This window comes from Pseudoruegeria sp. HB172150, assembly GCF_013184805.1.
In the GTDB taxonomy this organism is placed as follows: domain Bacteria; phylum Pseudomonadota; class Alphaproteobacteria; order Rhodobacterales; family Rhodobacteraceae; genus Psychromarinibacter.
Genome location: NZ_JAATNG010000001.1, coordinates 959,710 through 977,836, shown reverse-complemented (window position 1 = coordinate 977,836; position 18,127 = coordinate 959,710). Strand labels below are relative to the sequence as shown.

At 60.8% G+C, this 18,127-nt stretch carries 25 protein-coding genes; 13 read left to right on the top strand and 12 right to left on the bottom strand.

The features are described from left to right. Positions 1–155 precede the first annotated feature (155 nt). From HCO70_RS04690 to HCO70_RS04675, 4 genes are all read right to left on the bottom strand, one after another. On the bottom strand, positions 156–896 hold the full coding sequence (locus HCO70_RS04690; RefSeq protein ID WP_172293558.1) for an alpha/beta fold hydrolase: 741 nt from the start codon (positions 894–896) through the stop codon (positions 156–158). 87 nt (positions 897–983) lie between these two features. Further along, on the bottom strand, positions 984–1,634 hold the full coding sequence (locus HCO70_RS04685; protein WP_172293556.1) for a hypothetical protein: 651 nt from the start codon (positions 1,632–1,634) through the stop codon (positions 984–986). Then, on the bottom strand, positions 1,631–2,059 hold the full coding sequence (locus HCO70_RS04680) for a VOC family protein (RefSeq protein ID WP_172293554.1): 429 nt from the start codon (positions 2,057–2,059) through the stop codon (positions 1,631–1,633). The genes HCO70_RS04685 and HCO70_RS04680 overlap by 4 nt, the downstream gene beginning before the upstream one ends. Before the next feature lies 1 nt (position 2,060). Next, the gene (locus tag HCO70_RS04675) at positions 2,061–2,816 is read right to left on the bottom strand and encodes a carboxylesterase (RefSeq protein WP_172293552.1); all 756 of its coding nucleotides are present in this window, start codon (positions 2,814–2,816) and stop codon (positions 2,061–2,063) included. Positions 2,817–2,980: 164 nt separating this feature from the next. Here HCO70_RS04675 and thrS point away from each other — a divergent pair, with 164 nt between their 5' ends. Beyond that, complete coding sequence (thrS, locus tag HCO70_RS04670) at positions 2,981–4,933, top strand: threonine--tRNA ligase (RefSeq protein WP_172293550.1); 1,953 nt, start codon at positions 2,981–2,983, stop codon at positions 4,931–4,933. Between the two features lie 55 nt (positions 4,934–4,988). On the opposite strand, the gene HCO70_RS04665 is transcribed toward thrS, so the two are convergent. Together HCO70_RS04665 and HCO70_RS04660 are read right to left on the bottom strand one after the other, a co-directional pair. Then, positions 4,989–5,630 (bottom strand): NrsF family protein, encoded by a 642-nt coding sequence (locus HCO70_RS04665; protein WP_172293548.1) that lies wholly within the window; start codon positions 5,628–5,630, stop codon positions 4,989–4,991. After that, positions 5,627–6,187 carry a sigma-70 family RNA polymerase sigma factor gene (locus HCO70_RS04660; RefSeq protein ID WP_172293546.1) on the bottom strand — a complete coding sequence of 187 codons (561 nt, stop codon included), beginning with the start codon at positions 6,185–6,187 and terminating at the stop codon, positions 5,627–5,629. Before HCO70_RS04660 ends, HCO70_RS04665 begins: the two co-directional genes overlap by 4 nt. 157 nt (positions 6,188–6,344) lie before the next feature. Here HCO70_RS04660 and HCO70_RS04655 point away from each other — a divergent pair, with 157 nt between their 5' ends. The 4 genes from HCO70_RS04655 (at position 6,345) to HCO70_RS04640 (ending at position 8,925) form a co-directional block, all read left to right on the top strand. Then, positions 6,345–6,650 carry a DUF2282 domain-containing protein gene (locus tag HCO70_RS04655; protein ID WP_172293544.1) on the top strand — a complete coding sequence of 102 codons (306 nt, stop codon included), beginning with the start codon at positions 6,345–6,347 and terminating at the stop codon, positions 6,648–6,650. Between the two features lie 84 nt (positions 6,651–6,734). Beyond that, positions 6,735–7,595: a DUF692 family multinuclear iron-containing protein gene (locus HCO70_RS04650; protein ID WP_172293542.1), complete on the top strand. Its 861-nt coding sequence runs from the start codon at positions 6,735–6,737 to the stop codon at positions 7,593–7,595. After that, positions 7,595–8,353 (top strand): DUF2063 domain-containing protein, encoded by a 759-nt coding sequence (locus HCO70_RS04645; protein ID WP_216665262.1) that lies wholly within the window; start codon positions 7,595–7,597, stop codon positions 8,351–8,353. Before HCO70_RS04650 ends, HCO70_RS04645 begins: the two co-directional genes overlap by 1 nt. Then, positions 8,350–8,925: a DoxX family protein gene (locus HCO70_RS04640; RefSeq protein ID WP_172293538.1), complete on the top strand. Its 576-nt coding sequence runs from the start codon at positions 8,350–8,352 to the stop codon at positions 8,923–8,925. Before HCO70_RS04645 ends, HCO70_RS04640 begins: the two co-directional genes overlap by 4 nt. On the opposite strand, the gene HCO70_RS04635 is transcribed toward HCO70_RS04640, so the two are convergent. Beyond that, positions 8,907–9,263 carry a hypothetical protein gene (locus HCO70_RS04635; protein WP_172293536.1) on the bottom strand — a complete coding sequence of 119 codons (357 nt, stop codon included), beginning with the start codon at positions 9,261–9,263 and terminating at the stop codon, positions 8,907–8,909. The genes HCO70_RS04640 and HCO70_RS04635 overlap by 19 nt on opposite strands. Before the next feature lie 45 nt (positions 9,264–9,308). Further along, positions 9,309–9,635 carry an ArsC/Spx/MgsR family protein gene (locus HCO70_RS04630; RefSeq protein ID WP_172293534.1) on the bottom strand — a complete coding sequence of 109 codons (327 nt, stop codon included), beginning with the start codon at positions 9,633–9,635 and terminating at the stop codon, positions 9,309–9,311. Positions 9,636–9,857: 222 nt separating this feature from the next. On the opposite strand from HCO70_RS04630, the gene HCO70_RS04625 reads away from it, so the two are divergent. Next, positions 9,858–10,064, top strand: coding sequence for a cold-shock protein (locus HCO70_RS04625; protein ID WP_172293532.1), 207 nt, complete (start codon positions 9,858–9,860; stop codon positions 10,062–10,064). 155 nt (positions 10,065–10,219) lie between these two features. Here HCO70_RS04625 and HCO70_RS04620 read toward each other — a convergent pair whose 3' ends face one another. Continuing rightward, entirely contained in the window at positions 10,220–10,510 is a 291-nt protein-coding gene (locus HCO70_RS04620; RefSeq protein WP_172293530.1) for a hypothetical protein, read from the bottom strand. A 185-nt stretch (positions 10,511–10,695) separates the two neighbouring features. On the opposite strand from HCO70_RS04620, the gene HCO70_RS04615 reads away from it, so the two are divergent. Further along, positions 10,696–11,157, top strand: coding sequence for a hypothetical protein (locus tag HCO70_RS04615; RefSeq protein ID WP_172293528.1), 462 nt, complete (start codon positions 10,696–10,698; stop codon positions 11,155–11,157). 88 nt (positions 11,158–11,245) lie between these two features. After that, the gene (locus HCO70_RS04610; RefSeq protein ID WP_172293526.1) at positions 11,246–11,701 is read left to right on the top strand and encodes a hypothetical protein; all 456 of its coding nucleotides are present in this window, start codon (positions 11,246–11,248) and stop codon (positions 11,699–11,701) included. Between the two features lie 106 nt (positions 11,702–11,807). Here the strand turns inward: HCO70_RS04610 and HCO70_RS04605 are convergent, their stop codons facing one another. The 3 genes from HCO70_RS04605 to thyX all read right to left on the bottom strand — a co-directional run bounded on the left by HCO70_RS04605 (position 11,808) and on the right by thyX (position 13,648). Further along, positions 11,808–12,152 carry a hypothetical protein gene (locus HCO70_RS04605; protein WP_172293524.1) on the bottom strand — a complete coding sequence of 115 codons (345 nt, stop codon included), beginning with the start codon at positions 12,150–12,152 and terminating at the stop codon, positions 11,808–11,810. A gap of 1 nt (position 12,153) precedes the next feature. Then, positions 12,154–12,609: a hypothetical protein gene (locus HCO70_RS04600; RefSeq protein ID WP_172293522.1), complete on the bottom strand. Its 456-nt coding sequence runs from the start codon at positions 12,607–12,609 to the stop codon at positions 12,154–12,156. A 127-nt stretch (positions 12,610–12,736) separates the two neighbouring features. Further along, positions 12,737–13,648 carry an FAD-dependent thymidylate synthase gene (thyX, locus tag HCO70_RS04595; RefSeq protein WP_172293520.1) on the bottom strand — a complete coding sequence of 304 codons (912 nt, stop codon included), beginning with the start codon at positions 13,646–13,648 and terminating at the stop codon, positions 12,737–12,739. Positions 13,649–13,864: 216 nt separating this feature from the next. Between thyX and HCO70_RS04590 the strand changes: the two genes are divergently transcribed. The 5 genes from HCO70_RS04590 to HCO70_RS04570 all read left to right on the top strand — a co-directional run bounded on the left by HCO70_RS04590 (position 13,865) and on the right by HCO70_RS04570 (position 18,127). Then, complete coding sequence (locus tag HCO70_RS04590; protein WP_172293518.1) at positions 13,865–14,791, top strand: hypothetical protein; 927 nt, start codon at positions 13,865–13,867, stop codon at positions 14,789–14,791. Positions 14,792–14,793: 2 nt separating this feature from the next. Beyond that, positions 14,794–16,179 carry a surface lipoprotein assembly modifier gene (locus HCO70_RS04585; protein ID WP_172293516.1) on the top strand — a complete coding sequence of 462 codons (1,386 nt, stop codon included), beginning with the start codon at positions 14,794–14,796 and terminating at the stop codon, positions 16,177–16,179. 87 nt (positions 16,180–16,266) lie between these two features. Next, positions 16,267–16,695 (top strand): VOC family protein, encoded by a 429-nt coding sequence (locus tag HCO70_RS04580; protein WP_172293514.1) that lies wholly within the window; start codon positions 16,267–16,269, stop codon positions 16,693–16,695. Further along, positions 16,689–17,429, top strand: a complete 741-nt coding sequence (locus HCO70_RS04575; RefSeq protein ID WP_172293512.1) for a DUF1194 domain-containing protein — start codon at positions 16,689–16,691, stop codon at positions 17,427–17,429. The genes HCO70_RS04580 and HCO70_RS04575 overlap by 7 nt, the downstream gene beginning before the upstream one ends. A 5-nt stretch (positions 17,430–17,434) precedes the next feature. Beyond that, a complete protein-coding gene (locus tag HCO70_RS04570; RefSeq protein WP_253913112.1) occupies positions 17,435–18,127 on the top strand; it encodes a DUF1194 domain-containing protein in 693 nt (230 codons plus the stop codon).

Sequence of the window (18,127 nt, the reverse complement as noted above, 5' to 3'; positions counted from 1 at the left end):
CGAGGAAGAACGCGCTGCGGACACAACGGCTAAGGCGAAACCTGCGAGGGCAGCGAAGGTCGAGGCAAATGGTGCCACCACTCAATCCGAGGATGGAGAGGTGACAGATCTGACAGCGACCTCGGAAAAACCAGCGCCGAAGAAAAAGGCCGCCCCTAGGACCAGGAAGGCGCCGACGAAGAGCTCTGGCCGGAAACCGGCCACGAAAGCCAATTCCGCAGGCTCGCAGACACGGCACTAGGATTCTCCAGCGCCGGCAGGTGGCCGGCGCCGGCGACGACGTCGAGCTTTGCATTTGGCATCAGATGCGCCATGAACTCGTGGCGCCGCAGCGGAAACAGCGGGTCATCCTCGCCGCACAAGATCAGGGCCGGTGTCCGTGCCTTTCGCAGCGCGCCCTGCTGATCGGGCCGTTTCTGCATCGCCCGCGACTGCCGCTGAAACAGTTCGGGACCAAGGTCTTCGGCCATTTCGTACATCGCATCGAGGATGCCGCTGCGAACCGGATCCGGCACTGCAAGATGGTCGGGTTTCAATTCTCCCCGTATCGCTTCGGACACACGGCCTGCACGCGCTGCGACAATGAGGGCCTCACGGGTTGCGGCGACTTGCGGCAGTTCCGGCTGGCAGCCTGTACTCATTAGTGCGACACGGGACACACGATCCGGCGCACGGCGCAGGATTTCCATCGCGACAATGCCGCCCAGCCCGTGCCCGCAAAGGGCAAACCGCTGCGGTGCACCGGTCAGGATCGACGTCGCCATGTCTTCGACGGTGGAGCCATGGAGCGGAGCCGACACATGCACTGCGGTCTCCCAGCTAAGCTCCACGATCTGAGGTAGGAATGCGCGGGCGTCACACATGAGGCTCGGAATCAGGACGAGTGGATCGGTCATTTTCGCTGCGAGCTATTCGGTTTGTGCATGCTTCCAGATTTTTTTTCCGCTGGTAAGCACGAATTTATTGAAATTGTGAGGTTCTGTTTATCCGTCCGCCGAGATTTTCGGATATCTGATCGCGCGGAACGGCGGAAAATCGGCATAGCGCTGGTGCCGCATCGGATCGGGGACAAGGTCACGATCTGCAAGGCGCCCTTTCGGTGCGATGTAGCTGAGGATCCGGTGCTCCGGCTCTTCGCGCCAGTGCAAGTTACAAGCTGCATTCTTCGGAAAGAACCAGATCTCGTGAAACGAGATATGATCATATAACCACCATGCAAGGTCTCGCCAGTCGCGACCGGCGTTGTACTGCGCTGCAAACCAAGGGATGACGACAGAAACACAGGCTCCCATCCGACCCTGCGCATCCCGCTGGTCCCAGATACGGCTGGCCATGTTCTTTTCGTTGGCAGAACATTTCTGCGGCCGCACCTCGGTCGCCCCGAAATGGTTCAGCGCGGGCGACCGATAGCCTGATCGAATGTCTACCGGCCCGAAGGTTTCCACCAGTGGGTCAAGGCAGTTGCGCGCCAGGCATCGTCCGGCTTCGATCATCAGATCCGGATCATCGGGGATATTCGGCTTCGCATAATGATTGCCGATCTCCGAATACAGAAAGTTTCGCAGCGCGAAGTAGGGTGAGAGCCGAACCCGGCCAAGATCCTCAAGCGCCGTATAAGTTGCTGGCCGCCTCACGCCCCGCCCCACTGAAATGCGCCGTCCGGCGCGAGGGGAGAGAACGGGTTGAAAGCGATCTCCCAGACGTGACCGTCAATATCGGAGACATAGGACGTGTATCCGCCCCAGAATACGTCGTGCGGTTCCTTGATCCCGCGGCCGCCCGCATCGAGAAACCGCTGATACAGCGTATCGACCTCTTCCTTGGACGGCAGGTTATGGGCCAGCGTGATGCCAGAAAATCCTCCGATCTCCGATGGCGCGAACCCCATGTCTCGGGCAAGTTCTTCACGGGAATACAGACCCAGCGTCTGACCGATCAGGTTGAAGGCGACGATCCCCGGTTCCGATGGCTCCTGCTTCCAGCCAAGCGCTTCGTAGAACGCCGCCGCGCGCTCCAGATCCTCAACCGCAAGGGTAATCAGGCTGATACGCTGCTCCATGTCAGGCTCCCGTTCGTTCCAGCACTTCTTCGACCGAGCACTCGATCAGCGCCAGGCAGTCGGGGGTCGAAAACCGATGGTCGACACCTTTGACCAGTGTCAGGCGGATGTCGTCGCCATCGGCGTGATCCAAAAGTCTCAGGGCCACGGACATGTCCACATCCTCATCGGCTGTTCCCTGCAGCAGGCGCACCGGGAATGGCAGGGGCAGCGGGCTGCGCAGGACAAGCCGATCTCGGCCTTCCTCGATCAGACGGCGTGTGATCACATATGGTTCATCGGAATATTCCGAAGGCGTTTCGACACGCCGACTTTGCAACAGCTCGGCCCGCTGCGCCTCTGAGAATCCGGCCCACATCGAGTCCTCTGTGAAATCCGGTGCTGATGCAATTCCAACAAAACCGGCGAGTTTTCGTGGCAGTTTCTGCGTAAGAATTAGACTTATCCAACCTCCCATCGAAGACCCGACGAGAACAACCGGACCGTCGACAAGTCGCGATACGACCTCGAACGCATCCTCCGCCCAGTGACCAATACAGCCGTCCAGAAAGTCCTCAGAGGACTGACCATGTCCCGAATAGTCCATGCGCAGGAACCCGCGTCCGCGGGACTGAGCCCAGGACTCGAGATGCAATGCCTTCGTCCCAGCCATGTCGGAGCGGAACCCGCCGAGGAAGACTACATAAGGCGACAGCCCGTCAGTCAGATGATAGGCAATGCGCCGGCCCTGAGGCGTCTCCAGATAGCTTGGCTGCATAGGATCCTCCGTTCCGGCCCCTGACTAATCACGGCTGGCAACGGCAAGAAAGCAATAACTTCGGAATGGCAGGTTGACTTCATAAACCCGCGCATCCCATATGCGCAGGCACATAACCCGCAACCGGGCGTTCCGTGGGCGCCAAACCGACGAGGAGAGCCGATATGGCCCAGATTTCCCTCACCTTTCCCGATGGCAATGCGCGCGAGTACGATGCTGGCGTGACCCCTGCCGATGTCGCTGAGTCGATATCCAAGTCGCTTTCCAAGAAGGCGATCAGTGCGACCGTGAATGGCGCGCATTACGACCTGCAGTGGCCGATCCAGAATGACGCCGAGATCGCGATCCACACGATGGATGACGACGCACAGGCGCTGGAACTGATCCGTCACGACTGCGCCCATATCATGGCCCGCGCCGTGCAGGAGCTGTGCCCGGACGTGAAGGTCACCATCGGCCCTGTGATCGACAACGGCTTCTACTACGATTTCGACCGGAAAGAGCCGTTCACGCCGGAAGATCTCGGCTCGATCGAGAAAAAGATGAAGGAAATCATCAACGCGCGCGATGAAGTCCGCACCGAGGTTTGGGACCGGGATCGCGCAGTTGCCTACTACGAGGAAAATGGCGAGCCGTATAAGGTCGAGCTGGTTCAGGCAATCCCGGATGATGGCCAGCCGATCCGAATGTACTGGCACGGCACCTGGCAAGACCTATGCCGCGGCCCGCATTTCCAGCATACCGGCCAGGTACCGGCCGACGCCTTCAAGTTGATGCGCGTTGCGGGCGCCTACTGGCGTGGAGATTCGAACCGCCCGCAACTGCAGCGGATCTACGGCATCGCCTTCAAGAACAAGAACGACCTCAAGGCGCATCTGACATTCCTCGAGGAGGCTGAAAAACGCGACCACCGCAGGCTCGGCCGCGAAATGTCGCTGTTCCATTTCCAGGAGGAAGCGCCGGGCATGGTGTTCTGGCATCCGGACGGATGGACGATCTACCGCCAACTCGAGGACTACATGCGCCGCCGACTGACCAAGGCCGGCTATCGCGAGATCAAGACACCCCAGGTGGTCGACCGCAAGCTTTGGGAGGCCAGCGGTCACTGGGACAAGTACCGCGAGAACATGTACATCACCGAGATCGACGAGGAGCATGCGAACGAAAAGCGCGTGAATGCTCTGAAGCCGATGAACTGCCCGTGCCACGTTCAGGTGTTCAATCAGGGCATCAAGTCCTACCGTGACCTGCCTTTGCGGCTGGCCGAGTTCGGCTCGTGCCATCGGTACGAACCGCACGGAGCGCTGCACGGGCTGATGCGGGTGCGCGGCTTCACCCAGGACGACGCTCATATCTTCTGCACAGAGGATCAGATCGAGGCCGAATGCGGATCCTTCATCGACCTTCTATCCGGAATCTATCGCGACGCGGGCTTCGCCAAGTTTGACATCAAATTCTCGACTCGTCCCGATGTGCGTATCGGATCCGACGAACAGTGGGACAAGGCCGAGGCGGCGTTGGAAAAGGCTATCCTGTCGGTCCGCAACGACTACGAGGTCGATCCCGGCGAAGGCGCTTTTTACGGCCCGAAGCTGGACTTCAAGCTGACCGACGCGATCGGGCGGGAATGGCAATGCGGCACATTCCAGGCCGACTTCCAGCTGCCGGAACGCTTGGATGCAACCTACATTGGCGCCGATGGCGAGCGGCACCGACCGGTTATGCTGCACCGGGCGATCCTCGGGTCGTTCGAGCGGTTCATCGGCATCATGATCGAGAACTACGCGGGCAAGCTGCCATTCTGGATGGCGCCACGCCAGGTCGTAGTGGCCTCGATCGTGTCAGATGCCGACGAATACGTGCATCAGGTTGTCGCCAAACTGAAGGAACACGGCATCCGGGCCGAGGCAGATATCCGCAACGAGAAAATCAATTACAAGGTCCGCGAACATTCGGTGGCGAAGGTGCCCGTGATTCTTGCCTGCGGGATGAAGGAAGTCTCGGATCGCACGGTATCGGTCCGGCGCCTCGGCGAAAGAGCAACTTCGGTCCAGGAACTGGACGCAATCACCGAAGCACTGGTGACAGAGGCACTGGCACCGGACCTCGCGGCCTGAGCCGAAACAGGAAGGGCGTCCTCGGGCGCTCTTTTCAGTTCAGTTTTTAGCGCGATTACCAGCGCAGGTATCGCATGCCAAGCAAGGCGCCGATTCCCGTGGCGATACCGATCCCGAGGCTGTACCAGACGGCATAGAACAACGGCGAATCCTCGACACAGAAGGTCGAATATATCGCCGTCGCGATTCCCGCCGATGCCAGACCTGCCAAGGCGCCGCATCGTGCCGGCCGCACCGGAGCTCCATGGCGCAGCGCGCCAAGAAGTCCCGCAATTATCGGTAGCGACAGAATCGTGATTGCCGGCAGACAAACCTGGATCGAGTGACCGATAAACAGCGCAAAGCGGTCACCGGCGCCCGTGGTCGAAAACGCCCATAGGAACAGTCCCGCAGCTGACACGGGCGGGATTAGCGCCAGCCACCTTACTACGCCCAACGGCACCGCGGGCCGTGCCGCGTGGAGCGACATGATCAGCGCCAGTGGAGCTAGCAGCAGCGGCAGTATCGTCTTGGCCAGCGTGAACGGGTCCGACATGGCGATCAGAAGTCCCGGTCGCGGTCCCAACACGACGAAGAAAAGTGTAAGGGTGACAAGCCCGCCAAATGCCACGCCCAGCCCCGCCCGCCGCTCCAGCGAGGCAGACGGCGCCATCGGGGCCTCCGTGGCCAGCGTAGCTATCAGGTCTTCAGTCTTCATTCCTTGGTCTCTTCCGTTAACCCTTCCGTCCCGGCCAATTTGCGCAGCCGGGCAAGCGCACGGTGATAGGCAACCCGCACCGCGCCTTCACTCATTCCCAAACGGGCACCTACTTCGCCCGCGCTCTCCCCCTCAATCCCGACAGCCCGCACGATGCTGGCAGACCGGTCGTCGATCTCGTCCAGCAGTCGGGCCAGATCGCGGGCGGCGGTGGGATCGCCGCTGCCATCGTCGGCCAACTGCTCCGCCAGATCCTCCAGAGGCACCTGCGTACCGCCGCGTTTTCTGCTGCGGAATGCATCAGCCGTTTTGTAACGCGCGATGGCATAGAGCCAGGGCGTTACCGGATCGGACTCGCGCCATGTATGGCGCTTCGCGTGGATCGCAAGCAGGACCTCCTGGACGATATCCTCCGTCCCGGCATCCATACCCGCGCGCCCGCGGACAATATTGCGGATCACAGGCGCGGCTTCCGTCAGAAACCTTGCATAAGCCGCAGCCTCCCCCCGGTTCGCCCGGCGAAGGAGGTCCCCCCAGCGGTCATTGCGATCCGTCATTGCCTCTCCATTCGTGCGTATCGCGGCAAACGTTACAGTCTGCTGTGGATTACACGTCGTTTTTTCACCTGTTCGTGAGCAACGTAACATCCGCGCCTCCCGGATCGAACAGGAAAGCACGGACGCCATGACGGCGCTCTGATAACGGAGGATAGACATGAACTCGACGAACAAAACCCTTCTCGCCACCGCTGTTGCCACCGCCCTCGTGGGCCTCGGCGCCGCGGGCGTTGCCAACGCGCAAGCTCAGGAAAAATGCTACGGTGTTTCCATGGCTGGTGAGAACGACTGTGCGGCCGGTCCCGGTACCACCTGCGCCGGCACGTCGAAGGTCGATTACCAGGGCAACTCCTGGACCCTGGTCGATGCCGGCACCTGCGCAGAGATCGAACTGCCGGCGATGGCAGATGGTACCGCGCGCATGGGTTCGCTTGAGCCGCTGGATCGCGACATCCCGTCCTGATCGGATCGTCCCACCGGGCGCGGCGGCCTGCCGCGCCCGGGCCTCACCGTTTTTTCGCAGACGACTGCCAGAGCGAGGACTCCGATGCTCGACGCAACCACATCCCGGTTCGACAGGCTGCCCGACGCGCCCGGCGTCGGATACAAGCCCCAGCACTTTTCAGACATTCTCAGGGCAGCAAACCCGGTGGACTGGCTGGAGATTCACGCAGAAAACTATATGGGCGATGGCGGCCGGCCAATTGCGCAACTGCGGCATCTGGCAGAACGGTTCCCGATCTCCGTACATGGCGTGGGTCTGTCCATCGGCGGCGAGGGTCGCCTGGATGCGGATCATCTTGCGCGCCTTAAGCATCTGGTGACCTGGCTGCAACCGGCAAGTTTTTCCGAGCACCTGGCGTGGTCGACCCATGACAGCCATTTCCTGAACGACCTTCTGCCACTGCCCTATACCGAAGAAACCCTGACCCGCGTTTGCCGCCATATCGACGAGCTGCAGGAAGCGATCGGTCGCCGGGTGCTGCTCGAGAACCCTTCCACCTACCTCGCCTTTGCCGAAAGCGAGATGGCAGAGGTCGAATTCCTGGCGGAAATTGCCCGTCGCACGGGCTGCGGACTGCTGCTCGACGTCAACAACGTCTTTGTCTCCGCTACAAACCAGCAGACCGACCCGGTCGCCTATATCGAGGCTTTTCCGCATGCCCAAGTCGGTGAAATCCACCTTGGCGGACATGACGAGGATGCCGACGAAACCGGCGCACCTCTACTGATCGACAGCCACGGCCGCGAAGTGATCGATCCGGTCTGGGCACTCTACGCCCACACAATCGAGGTCGGCGGCGCCAAGCCCACGCTGATCGAATGGGACACGGATGTGCCCGACTGGCCCGTCCTCGCCGCCGAAGCGCATCGCGCCGCGCAGATTTTGGAACAGGCTGAAACGTGATGGTCTCGCAGGACGATTTCACCCAGGCGATCCTCGATGCCGGTCGCGCAGTTCCGTCCGGCCTCATCAATCCTAGCGGGGCCCCGGCCAATAAACGGTTCGACGTTTACCGCAACAACGTAGCGGTGAGCCTGACCGAGGCCCTCGAAAGCGCGTTCCCGATTTTGCGGAAGCTTTTGGGGGAGCCCAACTTCAAGCTTCTCGCCGGGGCGTACCTGCGCAAGCATCCCCCGTCTTCGCCGCTGATGATGTTCTATGGCGAAGCGATGCCCGAATTCCTCCGGTCCTTCGACCCAGTCCGCGACATCGGTTACCTGCCAGACGTGGCGCGACTGGAGCTAGCCATGCGCCAGTCCTACCACGCGGCTGACTCAGAACCGATCAAACCGGAATCATTGCATGGCATGCCCCCGGAACATCTTATGGCGGCTAGGCTGGAATTGGCCCCAGCCGCCCGCCTGATCCGCTCGCGCTGGCCAGTCTATTCCATCTGGCGCTACAACACCGAGTCCGACGCGCCAAAACCGGCGGCGGAAGGGCAGAACGTGTTGATCACGCGAGCGGAATTCGATCCGGCTCCGAACCTGCTCCCCCCCGGTGGCGGAACATTCCTCGCAGCGCTCCTGACCCGCGAAACTTTCGGCGCAGCACTGGAATCTGCGGTCGAACAGGTGCCGGACTTCGACATCCGCTCAGTGCTCACCCTGTTGCTACAAGGCGGCGCGATTGCCGCCATCACCAACGAGGTTCCCGCATGAACCGGCTGATATCCCTACATAATAACGCATTCGCCCAGATTGAGCGGCTGGAATGGATCGTCATGCCGACGCTTGCTCGCCTGGTTTTTGCTGCGGTGCTACTGATCTATTTCTGGAACTCTGCTTTGACCAAAATCGGCGACGGCGTCTTCGGGTTCTTCCGTTTATCATCAAGCGCCTACGCGCAGATGTTCCCGAAACAGTTCGAATTCGTCGGCTACGATCCCTCGGCCCTCGGCTTCGGTTACAGGTTGATCGCGGTATTCGGCACTTGGGCTGAGTTTGTTTTGCCCCTTTTGATCCTTATTGGGTTGTTCACGCGACTGGCCTCGATTGGGATGATCGGCTTCGTCACCGTGCAGAGCCTCACCGATATCTATGGTCACGATGTTGACGCTGAAACCGGGGGCCACTGGTTCGACCGGATGTCAGACGGGCAAATAGCAGATCAGCGCGCCCTCTGGGTCTTTTTGCTTCTGTATCTGGTGTTCCGTGGTGCCGGACCGGTCTCCGTCGACCGGCTGGTGCTGGAAGGTGACCGCCCGGCCAAGTCTCAGACCGTGTCGGGTTGACGCGCGCCAAGCGCCAGCAGCCCACCCAGCCCGCACATGCCCAGCGGGAACATGGTAAAAACGTTGAAACCAAAGGCGTAATACATTCCCGCGGTCGAAATCAGCATTAATGCGCCGCCCATCATCGCCTGGCTGCGTGCCATAGCGCCTCCGGCAACTGCCAGGATCGGCGCGAAAAAGCTTACAGCCTTGATGATCTCGGGGTTCTGCACCTGGTTAACCACGTCGTCAACTTCGCCAAACCACTCCACGAAGGACACATAGCCGAAGCTGAAGAAGCCAACGATCATTCCGACAATTCCGCCGATAATCCCAAGTATCAGCGCCGCGTTCCGCATAGTAATCTCCTTGTTAACGGCATTCACATAGGAGGCGCGATCCCTCTATCCAAGGAGGGCCGACCTGACGTCACCTCCCCAGCCAAGGTAAAGCTTGCCGTCGCTTTCGATCACCGGGCGCTTCATCAGCGTGGGGTGCTCGCGCAACAATACCAGCGGGTCCTTTGCCCTGTCTTCTTCAGACAAACCACGCCAGGTGGTAGATCTTCGATTGAGCAAATCGCTGCCGAACGCATCTAGAAAACGCTTCAGATCCTCGCCGGAAACGCCGTCGACCCTTACATCGATAACTGACGCTTTGTAACCCGCTGCGCGCAGGGCCTTTTCCGCCTTCCGGCAAGTATCGCAGGTTTTCAGGCCGAAGAAACGCATTGCCTATCCTCTTTGCTTCCGGGGTATGTGTTATGCTGCAACTTTTCCTGACATCAACAAATCACTTGCGAAATTTAGTGAATGGGCCATGCTTTTTGGTGTGACGACGGACTTTCTTCGAAGACGGCTCCTGTCAGGGAGCAGCCTCTGAGACTTGGAAGACCCTGGCTGCACCGACCCGTCGCAATTCCGCGGGCGGGGGAAATGACAAGGAGAGACGGAATGCCGACCGGCACCGTGAAATGGTTTAATACGACCAAAGGCTATGGCTTTATCGCCCCGGATGAGGGCGGCAAGGATGTTTTCGTGCATATTTCGGCGGTGGAGAGGGCTGGATTGACGGGGCTCGCCGACAATCAGAAGGTCAGCTACGAGCTGAGGGAAGGCCGGGACGGGCGGTCTTCGGCGGGGGAACTGAAGCCGCTCTGAGGGACGATTTCCGGATAGGTCCAGCGGCCCCGATGGGGGCCGCTTTGCGTATGTTGAGAGAGCGTCCCCATTAGGACGCCTTGCAAGTCATTGATTTCAGGCGTGTTAGCGCAAACGTCCGATTGGGGACGCATGTACGGACCCCCTCCGCAGCCTCAACTTTCCGACTTCGGCGCGTTGTACCAGTCCTCGCCCATTGCGACGATGCAGGACCGGCCATTGGCGTAGGTCATCAGCAGCGTCCACTCGCCGGTCGACGGTGCTTCCCAGATCTCCATGATCTGGTCCGGCGCGCGCATGCCGGTGCCGCGCCGTTCCGCCAGGTATTCCCGCGACAGCCGCGTGTACATCGTGCCCGTGGGGGCGCAAATGATCTCGGGGATCGGGTTGGCCTTCGCCGGTGCGGCGGCGAGACAGGCCAGTAGGACGAATGCCCGCATGCTCATGGGTTATCTCCCGGAGTCGTTGACCTCAGGGCCCGAGTGTAACGGATTCATGACAGTTTGTATATACGTTTGTTATACGTTTAAGCAAATTCCCGGCAGGTCCGACGCCCGCATCCGGTGTGTTTTGACACGCCCGGCGCCCGGTGCCACTGTCCGCGCAGGCGGGCACAGAAAGGAATCCTGGCATGAAGATCATGGCATTAGCGGGCCTTGCCGCCGTGGCGCTGGTCTCTGCCTGCACCACCGCCGCGGTCTACCAGCGCAATGACACCCTGCCGGTGCAGCAGCAGGCGGATCTTGTGCAATGCGAGGCGCGGGCGACGCAGCTGTTCCCGGTGAACATGCAGCCCCGCACCACCGCCGGGTTCAGTTCCTATCCGCTGCGCCGGGCCTGCCGCGGGCCGACCTGCCGGGGCGTCCGCTTTGGCGTGCAGACCGTGGTGCCGGTCAGCACCTATGACGCCAACGAGGCGGCACGGTCCCGCGCGATCCAGAGCTGCATGGCGCAGCTGAACTACCGCCGCCTGACGCTGGACCGCTGCACGCCGGAGGAACTGTCCGGCGCCACGTTCCGGCCCGGCGGGCCGTCGGACGACGCCTGCGCGGCCCGGACGGAAAGCGGCAGATGGATCGTGGTGGACCCGTGACACGGCAGGCGCGCCCTGCCCTTACGGCTTTGACAATGGCGGGGGCAGGTGCAACTCTTGCCTGTAACGTCCTGGGGAGAACTGAACGATGACCGGCAAGTACCTTGCCCTGATCTGCACCGCCGCCGTCCTGGCCGGCTGTGCCTATGACGGCGACACCGTCACCCGCCGCAACGGCAACCTGCCGGTGTCGCTGCAGGCCGATCTGCGCGGGTGCGAGGCGCAGTCCTTTGTCGCCTATCCGATCGACGAGACCCTGCGCGGTCGCATCGGCTATGGCGCGGTGCCCTATGAATGGGCCTGCGACGGCGAGCGCTGTGTCAATGCCGAGACCTTCACGCCCATCGCGATCCGGGATTACGCCGCAGGCCCGCGGGTGCGCTATGTGACGAATTGCATGGCCGAGCTGGGGTACACGCGGCTGGTCCTGCCGCAATGCGCGCCGGACGAGGTTCCGGGCTCGACCTACCGCCTGAGTTCCGCCACCGAAGGCGCCTGCGCCGCGCGGGTCAAGGATGACGGGTGGGTCGCGATCATTCCGTGAGGAGTGGAGTGTTGGTGTGAGGTTTTGGTGGGCAGGATTGCCCACCCTACGGCTCTCTAGCGATTGAAGGGTAAATTTCGCAGCCAAATTTTCGTCGTTAAGACCTTTAATCAGTATAATTTCTTGATTTTCTCAATTCTCTGTTGCCTTCAAGAATTCGTCTCAGCTCCGTCCTCGATGTTAACCCTGCGAAGAAAGGGGGAACGAGAGCTGAAAGCATCATGAACAAATCATTGTTGGTTTCTATCAACGCATTAAATACTGCCGGTGATAATGGGAGCCCAAGCAACAAAAATGCAGCGATGCAAAATGCTACTAAATTCCAAAGCCCCAATGGAGTATCGCCTTTCAAACGTCCACTGACCCAAACACCAAGAAAGAAAAATAAAATTACCACTATCAAAACAATACCCTGAGCGATAATGATTCCACCGCCAATTTCGCCACCCATTTCAACCTCCAGATTTCCGCAGATCAAGATACATAGGGCCAATAACTTCAAAGTTACTTAGCTCAATAAACTCAGATCGACTCAAGTTATTTCCAGGAGGGAACGCTCCAAATAAAACCCAGCACGTAGTACCTCCCTCACAAGAAACAGTATTGTTTTCTTGGATAACTCCGACCTCGATCCATAGCTGATTACCCTGTGTTGAGGGCAGTATCTCGGAATCCAAGACTAAGAGAACTTCACCACCTTCCAAATACCCTTTCACTGGGTTAAACAAATTTCCCGTTAAACGGGAGGGAACGTGTCGACGAAAAGGCACTTCTTGTTTTGGACTCACCTGAATACCACGTGGGTCTAGCAAAAAATTGTTCAGATTTTGAGCAGGTGTCGGTGTCGGTGACGCGAAAAAAAATCCATAAATCACAACCACAAAAATACATCTAAATAAATATTTCATTCCTTGACCTCAATGAGTATCGCAAAAAGAACATCTAGCTCAAGCGACTGAAAATCAAAAAGCAACATTCTCAAACCAAAATCAACCTACTTCATTAATTGTCACGCCGAGATTTTCAGCGATTTATTTAAGGGATTGAAAACAGGCGCTCAAACTCCCGCCATTCCCCTTTAGACATCCCCGATGTCTCCTGGGTCACTTCCTCCCGGTTCAGCATCCTCTTAACACAGTCCAGTGCTTTCGCCGACAAAGTAACGCCGCCCATCCGGTAATCCTCGAAAGCATTGTAGGCGAAGGGCACCCAGTCTTTCACGATCTCGCACATGGCCTCGGCATAGACCCGGATCTCAAACTGCGCGTGAGCGTCGGCCCGGAGCCGCAGGAAGTGGAACAGGTTGTGCAGGTCGATCTTCCAGTACCACTGCGTGTAGATGTTGGCGGGCAGGTTCATGCGGGCGAGTTCGCGGGCCAGCCCCTGCTGCCCGTCCTGCGACAGCATTTCCTCGTAATGGTCATAGGCGCGGGCGGAGTCGGTTTTCAGCCAGTCGAGCACGCGCGCCGCCTCTTCCCCGTACAGCACGTCGCCGCGGCCCTGGTTGTTGACGGTGGACTGCGCCGCCAGCGCGTCGCGTTCGGGGATGTAGAATTCGCGGTCGAGGATCGAGTAGCGGGCGGAGTATTCGTTCACGTTGGCGGTGCGGTGGCGGATCCACTGGCGGGCCACGAAGACCGGCAGCTTGACGTGGAACTTGACCTCGCACATCTCGAACGGGGTCGAGTGCCAGTGCCGCATCAAGTAGCGGATCAGCCCCTCGTCGTTCTGCACCGACTTGGTGCCGCGGCCGTAGGAGACGCGGGCGGCCTGCGTGATCGCCGCGTCGTCGCCCATGTAGTCGATGACCCGGACGAAGCCGTGGTCGAGCACCTGATGCGCCTTATAGAGATGCGCCTCCATCCCTTCGGAGACGGCGCGGAGGGTCTGGCGCGGGGCGGCGCGGAGGGCGTCGATTTCGGCTTGCTGCTCGGCCGTGAGGGGCATTGGGGCGTCTCCTTCTGAGCGGGTGAGTACCGGAAGGCCATACTACATCTATGCGCGGGAAAGGGAAGTTCCGCGATATGGAGTGGGGCCAAAAGTTGTGGGCAAATAAACCCGCGATATTCCTGCATCACTTCAAAGTTTCACACAGGCAGATTCGTTGACTTGTGGAGAAGTGTTGGGCACGTTTCGAAAAAAACGCAGGCAACGAGCAGTACAATGAAAAAATCGATGGCAGCTATGGCCGTCGCGTGTGCCTTGACGGCCTGCGGCGGGAACCCGTTTCTAGACGACGGTGACGACGGCGACAGTTCGTCGATCGGCGACGTCACGTTGCCCGAAGGTGACGAGACGACGGCCAGCTCGAGCGTCGAACGCTATGAGACGGAAGGCGAGGCCCGGGATATCGTCTACGATTCCTCGTCCGACACGATCTCGATCAACAACCTCCCGTTCGACGCCGACGGCGTCTACGACAGGGACAACGTCCTGCCGACCCTGCTGAAAACGCCGGACGGCACGTATACCTTGTACGAGAACAACAACAAGACCGAGCGCCGTGCCTACAAGGCCCTGCGCGGTGAGAGTCCGAGTGGCGAGACCAGCTTTACCGTGGTCCGTACCGGTGACTACATAGAATACGGGTTCGGCGGTTTCGTCTACGCGCGGAACGGCGGGGTGAACCTGCCCTCCAGCGGTCAGGCGACGTTCGAGGGCGATTACGCAGGTATCCGCGTCTTCAACGGTGTCGGCGGTCTGGAATACACTACCGGTGACGCAATCCTCGAGGTCGACTTCGAGGACTTCGATGCCACGGATGCGGTCGAAGGCTTCATCTACAACCGCCAGATCTTCAACCAGGCCGGAACCGCCATCGGGACCCTTCCGTTCCTCACCCTGCGCACCGGGTCGATTTCCGATGCGGGCGAGATCGCGGGGACTCTCGGCAGCGAGCTGATCCCGGCGGGCGAAACCGAACTGCAGGCATTCGAGTCTGGTCAATACTACGCCGTTCTGTCGGGCAATCCGGCCGACGAGATCGCGGGTATCATCGTGATCACTGGCGACGACCCGGACGATGTACTAGATGGCGGCTTCACCGTTCAGGAAACCGGCGGCTTCATCGTCAACCAGACCAACCCCTGACCGTGGGTGAAACGCCGCGCCTGATGATGCGGGCGGCACTCGCGGCCTGCACCGCGCTCTGGATGGGGCTGGGGAACACCCCGGCCCCTGCCGCCGAGATAGAGCTTGCCCCGGGCGAAGCTTACGAAACCGCAGTCGCGAGCCTGCTTAGCGGGCAGCCGCAACTGGCGGACGGGCTGGCCGATGCCCTGCTCGACCGCAGTCCGCGCGATTTCAATACTCTGCTGCTGAAATCCCGCACCGCAATCGAAATGGGCAAGATGCGGGAGGGGCTGCAGGCGGCGCAGGCGGCGCATGTCGTGGCGGATACCGACGACGAAAAATACGCAGCATCCATGGCCATCGCGCAGGCACTTGCAAAGGACGGCAAGGACACCTTCGCGCAGTTCTGGCTGCGCCGTGCGGTGGATCTGGCGCCAGACGAGGTGTCGCGCGCGCAGGCGGTCAAGGATTTCCGCTATGTCCGAGCCCGGAACCCCTGGTCGACCGAGCTCAATTTCAGCATCTCGCCGACCAGCAACGTCAACAACGGCAGCCGACGCGAGACTACCCGGCTATACGGCCTGCCCTTCGAATTCCAGTTGAGCGGCGCTGCGCAGGCACTGGAAGGCGTCGAGTACTCGCTGGGCTTTGCCACACGCTACCGCGTGCACCAGACCGACAGGACCGCCCACGATTTCGTTTTCCAGTTCGACCATCGCAGCTATGTCCTCTCCTCGGAGGCCAAGGAACAGGCGCCGGACGTCGATGGGAGCGACTTCGCCCTGACCCAGACCTCGCTGGGCTACGTGTTCCGCGCAAGGCCCGAACACTGGATCGGTCCCTATGAGCTGGCCGCGATCGGCGGCTACAGCTGGTATGGTGGCGAACCTTACCTCAGCTATGTCCGCCTCGGCGGTGGCCAGCAGTACAAGCTGACTGACAACACCATTCTCTCCTTCAGCGGATCGGCGGAGCGGCAATACGGCGAGAACGCCCCGGATGCCGACTTTCTGCGCGGCGACATCCGCCTGCTGCGCCTTGTCGACGGCCTGGGTGCCGTCGGATTTTCCGTCGGGCGTACTGTGGCGGACTCCGAAAGCGAAGCCGTCGATTACGGCGAGTGGCGCAGCGGCATCGACGTTTCGCTGAAGAAACCGATCCTCGGTGCCAAGGTGCGGCTGGGCCTCGAGTGGAGCTACCGTGACTACCCGGAATCGCGCTATGCGCCCGGCGAAGGCCGCCAGGACCGCACCCTCGAAGCATCCGTCGATTTCACCTTCACCCAGATCGAACGATACGGTTTCAACCCGACGCTGACGATCAACGGCCGCAGCACCGACAGCAATATCGGCATCTACGAGAACGAAGAGGTCGGGGTCGCCTTCGGCATCCGTTCCGCGTTCTGAGATCGGCTTTCTGACGCCGGTTTTCCGCTTCCCCCTGTCCCCTGCTCCGGATCATGCTACGCTCCGCCCAACAAATCGGAGGTATCCATGAGCATTACATATCTGCACACCATGGTTCGCGTGAAAGATCTGGAGAAATCCAAGGCTTTCTATGAACTTCTCGGGTTGGAAGAGACCCGCCGCATCGACAACGACAAGGGCCGATTCACCCTCGTCTTCATGTCGCCCCCGGGGCAGGACAATGCGTCGGTCGAACTGACATATAACTGGGACGGTGACGAAGGGCTGCCCTCGGACAGCCGGCACTTCGGCCACCTCGCATATCGTGTCGATAACATCTACGAGATGTGCCAGTCCCTGATGGACAATGGCGTAACGATCAACCGGCCGCCGCGCGACGGGCACATGGCCTTCGTTCGCTCACCAGACAACGTGTCCATCGAACTGCTTCAGCTTGGCGACAGCCTTGAGCCGGCGGAACCCTGGGCCAGCATGGAGAACACGGGGCATTGGTAAAGGGTCTGGCAGCGGCGCTCGGCCTGGCGCTGGCCTTTGCCACGCCGGTTCAGGCGCTGTGCCGACAGGCGCTGGCGCTGGCGGTCGATGTATCGGGCTCGGTCGACGGGTTCGAGTACCGGCTGCAGCGGCAGGGCCTGGCCTCTGCCCTGGTGGCGCCCGAGGTACAGGCGGCGTTCCTGTCGGTTCCCGGCGCGCCGGTGCGTCTTTACGTTTATGAATGGGCCGGATCCGACCTGCAGCGCGAACTGGTCGGTTGGACCGAGATCGACAGCGCCGCCGCCCTGAATTCCGTGGCAGAGCGCCTGCTTTCGGCCCCGCGCAGCACCGGGCCGTCAGGCACCTCGACCGGCCAGGCGATGCTGTTCGGTGCACTGCAGCTGGAATCCCAGCGTGACTGCGGCAAGCTGGTCCTGGATATCGCGACGGATGGCATTTCCAATGCCGGTCCGGAGCCCCGGCAAGTCCGCATGCTGCCGGAATTCCGCGACATCACCATAAACGGCATGGCCATTGGCGCCGGCTGGGTCAACGTGACGCCGATGCGGGGTGGCGCAATGGACCCGCTGCTGGATTTCCTGACCGGCGAGGTGATCCACGGTCCCGGCGCCTTCGTCGAGGTCGCGGTCGATTATTCCGATTTCCGCGAGGCGATGCGGCGCAAGCTTTTGCGCGAGGTGATGGTGTGGATCGTCGGCGACGTGCCACCGGCACCGCGGAGGCCGGCGGGATGAGGCTGATGGCCCCCCTGTTTTTTGGGCTCTTCGTCCTCGCCTCCCCCGCGGCGGCGCAATGCCGGCTGGCCCTGGCGCTGGCTCTGGATATTTCGTCTTCCGTGGACCAGGTCGAGGACCGGCTGCAGCGCGAAGGGCTGGCGGCGGCGCTGACCTCGGACGATGTCGTCGAGGCCTTCCTGGCGGTCCCGGGGCAGGAAGTGACGCTGGCGGTGTTCGAATGGAGCGGTCGTTACCAGCAGGACGTGATCCTGAGCTGGCGGAAGATGGCGAGCCGGTCGGACATCTTCGCGGCCGCGCAGCGGATCGCCGGATCGAAGCGGAACTACACCGAGTTCCCGACCGCGATCGGCTATGCGCTGGGGTTCGCGGCGGGCCTGTTCGAAGACGCCCCGCCCTGCCTGTTCCAGACGCTCGACGTCTCGGGCGACGGCCGCAACAACGAGGGCTTCGGCCCGGCACTGGCCTATGCGAATTTCCCGCTGGGCGAGGTGACCGTAAACGGGCTGGTGATCGGCCAGGGCGACGACGACCTGATGGGCTATTACGAGCGCGAGGTGATCAAGGGGCCGGGTGCCTTTGTCGAGGAAGCGCGCGATTTCCAGGATTTCGAGCGCGCGATGCGGCAGAAGTTGCTGCGCGAGCTGATGGTGCGCGCGGTGGGTGCGCTGCACGGCGCCGGGGCCAGGGGCGGCTGA

Excerpts from the sequence above, each read along its gene's own strand:
- HCO70_RS04690 (WP_172293558.1), bottom strand. The coding sequence starts at position 896 with ATGACCGATCCACTCGTCCTGATTCCGAGCCTCATGTGTGACGCCCGC.
- HCO70_RS04680 (WP_172293554.1), bottom strand. The coding sequence starts at position 2,059 with ATGGAGCAGCGTATCAGCCTGATTACCCTTGCGGTTGAGGATCTGGAG.
- HCO70_RS04675 (WP_172293552.1), bottom strand. The coding sequence starts at position 2,816 with ATGCAGCCAAGCTATCTGGAGACGCCTCAGGGCCGGCGCATTGCCTAT.
- thrS (WP_172293550.1), top strand. The coding sequence starts at position 2,981 with ATGGCCCAGATTTCCCTCACCTTTCCCGATGGCAATGCGCGCGAGTAC.
- HCO70_RS04665 (WP_172293548.1), bottom strand. The coding sequence starts at position 5,630 with ATGAAGACTGAAGACCTGATAGCTACGCTGGCCACGGAGGCCCCGATG.
- HCO70_RS04660 (WP_172293546.1), bottom strand. The coding sequence starts at position 6,187 with ATGACGGATCGCAATGACCGCTGGGGGGACCTCCTTCGCCGGGCGAAC.
- HCO70_RS04655 (WP_172293544.1), top strand. The coding sequence starts at position 6,345 with ATGAACTCGACGAACAAAACCCTTCTCGCCACCGCTGTTGCCACCGCC.
- HCO70_RS04650 (WP_172293542.1), top strand. The coding sequence starts at position 6,735 with ATGCTCGACGCAACCACATCCCGGTTCGACAGGCTGCCCGACGCGCCC.
- HCO70_RS04645 (WP_216665262.1), top strand. The coding sequence starts at position 7,595 with ATGGTCTCGCAGGACGATTTCACCCAGGCGATCCTCGATGCCGGTCGC.
- HCO70_RS04640 (WP_172293538.1), top strand. The coding sequence starts at position 8,350 with ATGAACCGGCTGATATCCCTACATAATAACGCATTCGCCCAGATTGAG.
- HCO70_RS04635 (WP_172293536.1), bottom strand. The coding sequence starts at position 9,263 with ATGCGGAACGCGGCGCTGATACTTGGGATTATCGGCGGAATTGTCGGA.
- HCO70_RS04630 (WP_172293534.1), bottom strand. The coding sequence starts at position 9,635 with ATGCGTTTCTTCGGCCTGAAAACCTGCGATACTTGCCGGAAGGCGGAA.
- HCO70_RS04625 (WP_172293532.1), top strand. The coding sequence starts at position 9,858 with ATGCCGACCGGCACCGTGAAATGGTTTAATACGACCAAAGGCTATGGC.
- HCO70_RS04620 (WP_172293530.1), bottom strand. The coding sequence starts at position 10,510 with ATGAGCATGCGGGCATTCGTCCTACTGGCCTGTCTCGCCGCCGCACCG.
- HCO70_RS04615 (WP_172293528.1), top strand. The coding sequence starts at position 10,696 with ATGAAGATCATGGCATTAGCGGGCCTTGCCGCCGTGGCGCTGGTCTCT.
- HCO70_RS04610 (WP_172293526.1), top strand. The coding sequence starts at position 11,246 with ATGACCGGCAAGTACCTTGCCCTGATCTGCACCGCCGCCGTCCTGGCC.
- HCO70_RS04605 (WP_172293524.1), bottom strand. The coding sequence starts at position 12,152 with ATGGGTGGCGAAATTGGCGGTGGAATCATTATCGCTCAGGGTATTGTT.
- HCO70_RS04600 (WP_172293522.1), bottom strand. The coding sequence starts at position 12,609 with ATGAAATATTTATTTAGATGTATTTTTGTGGTTGTGATTTATGGATTT.
- thyX (WP_172293520.1), bottom strand. The coding sequence starts at position 13,648 with ATGCCCCTCACGGCCGAGCAGCAAGCCGAAATCGACGCCCTCCGCGCC.
- HCO70_RS04590 (WP_172293518.1), top strand. The coding sequence starts at position 13,865 with ATGAAAAAATCGATGGCAGCTATGGCCGTCGCGTGTGCCTTGACGGCC.
- HCO70_RS04580 (WP_172293514.1), top strand. The coding sequence starts at position 16,267 with ATGAGCATTACATATCTGCACACCATGGTTCGCGTGAAAGATCTGGAG.
- HCO70_RS04570 (WP_253913112.1), top strand. The coding sequence starts at position 17,435 with ATGGCCCCCCTGTTTTTTGGGCTCTTCGTCCTCGCCTCCCCCGCGGCG.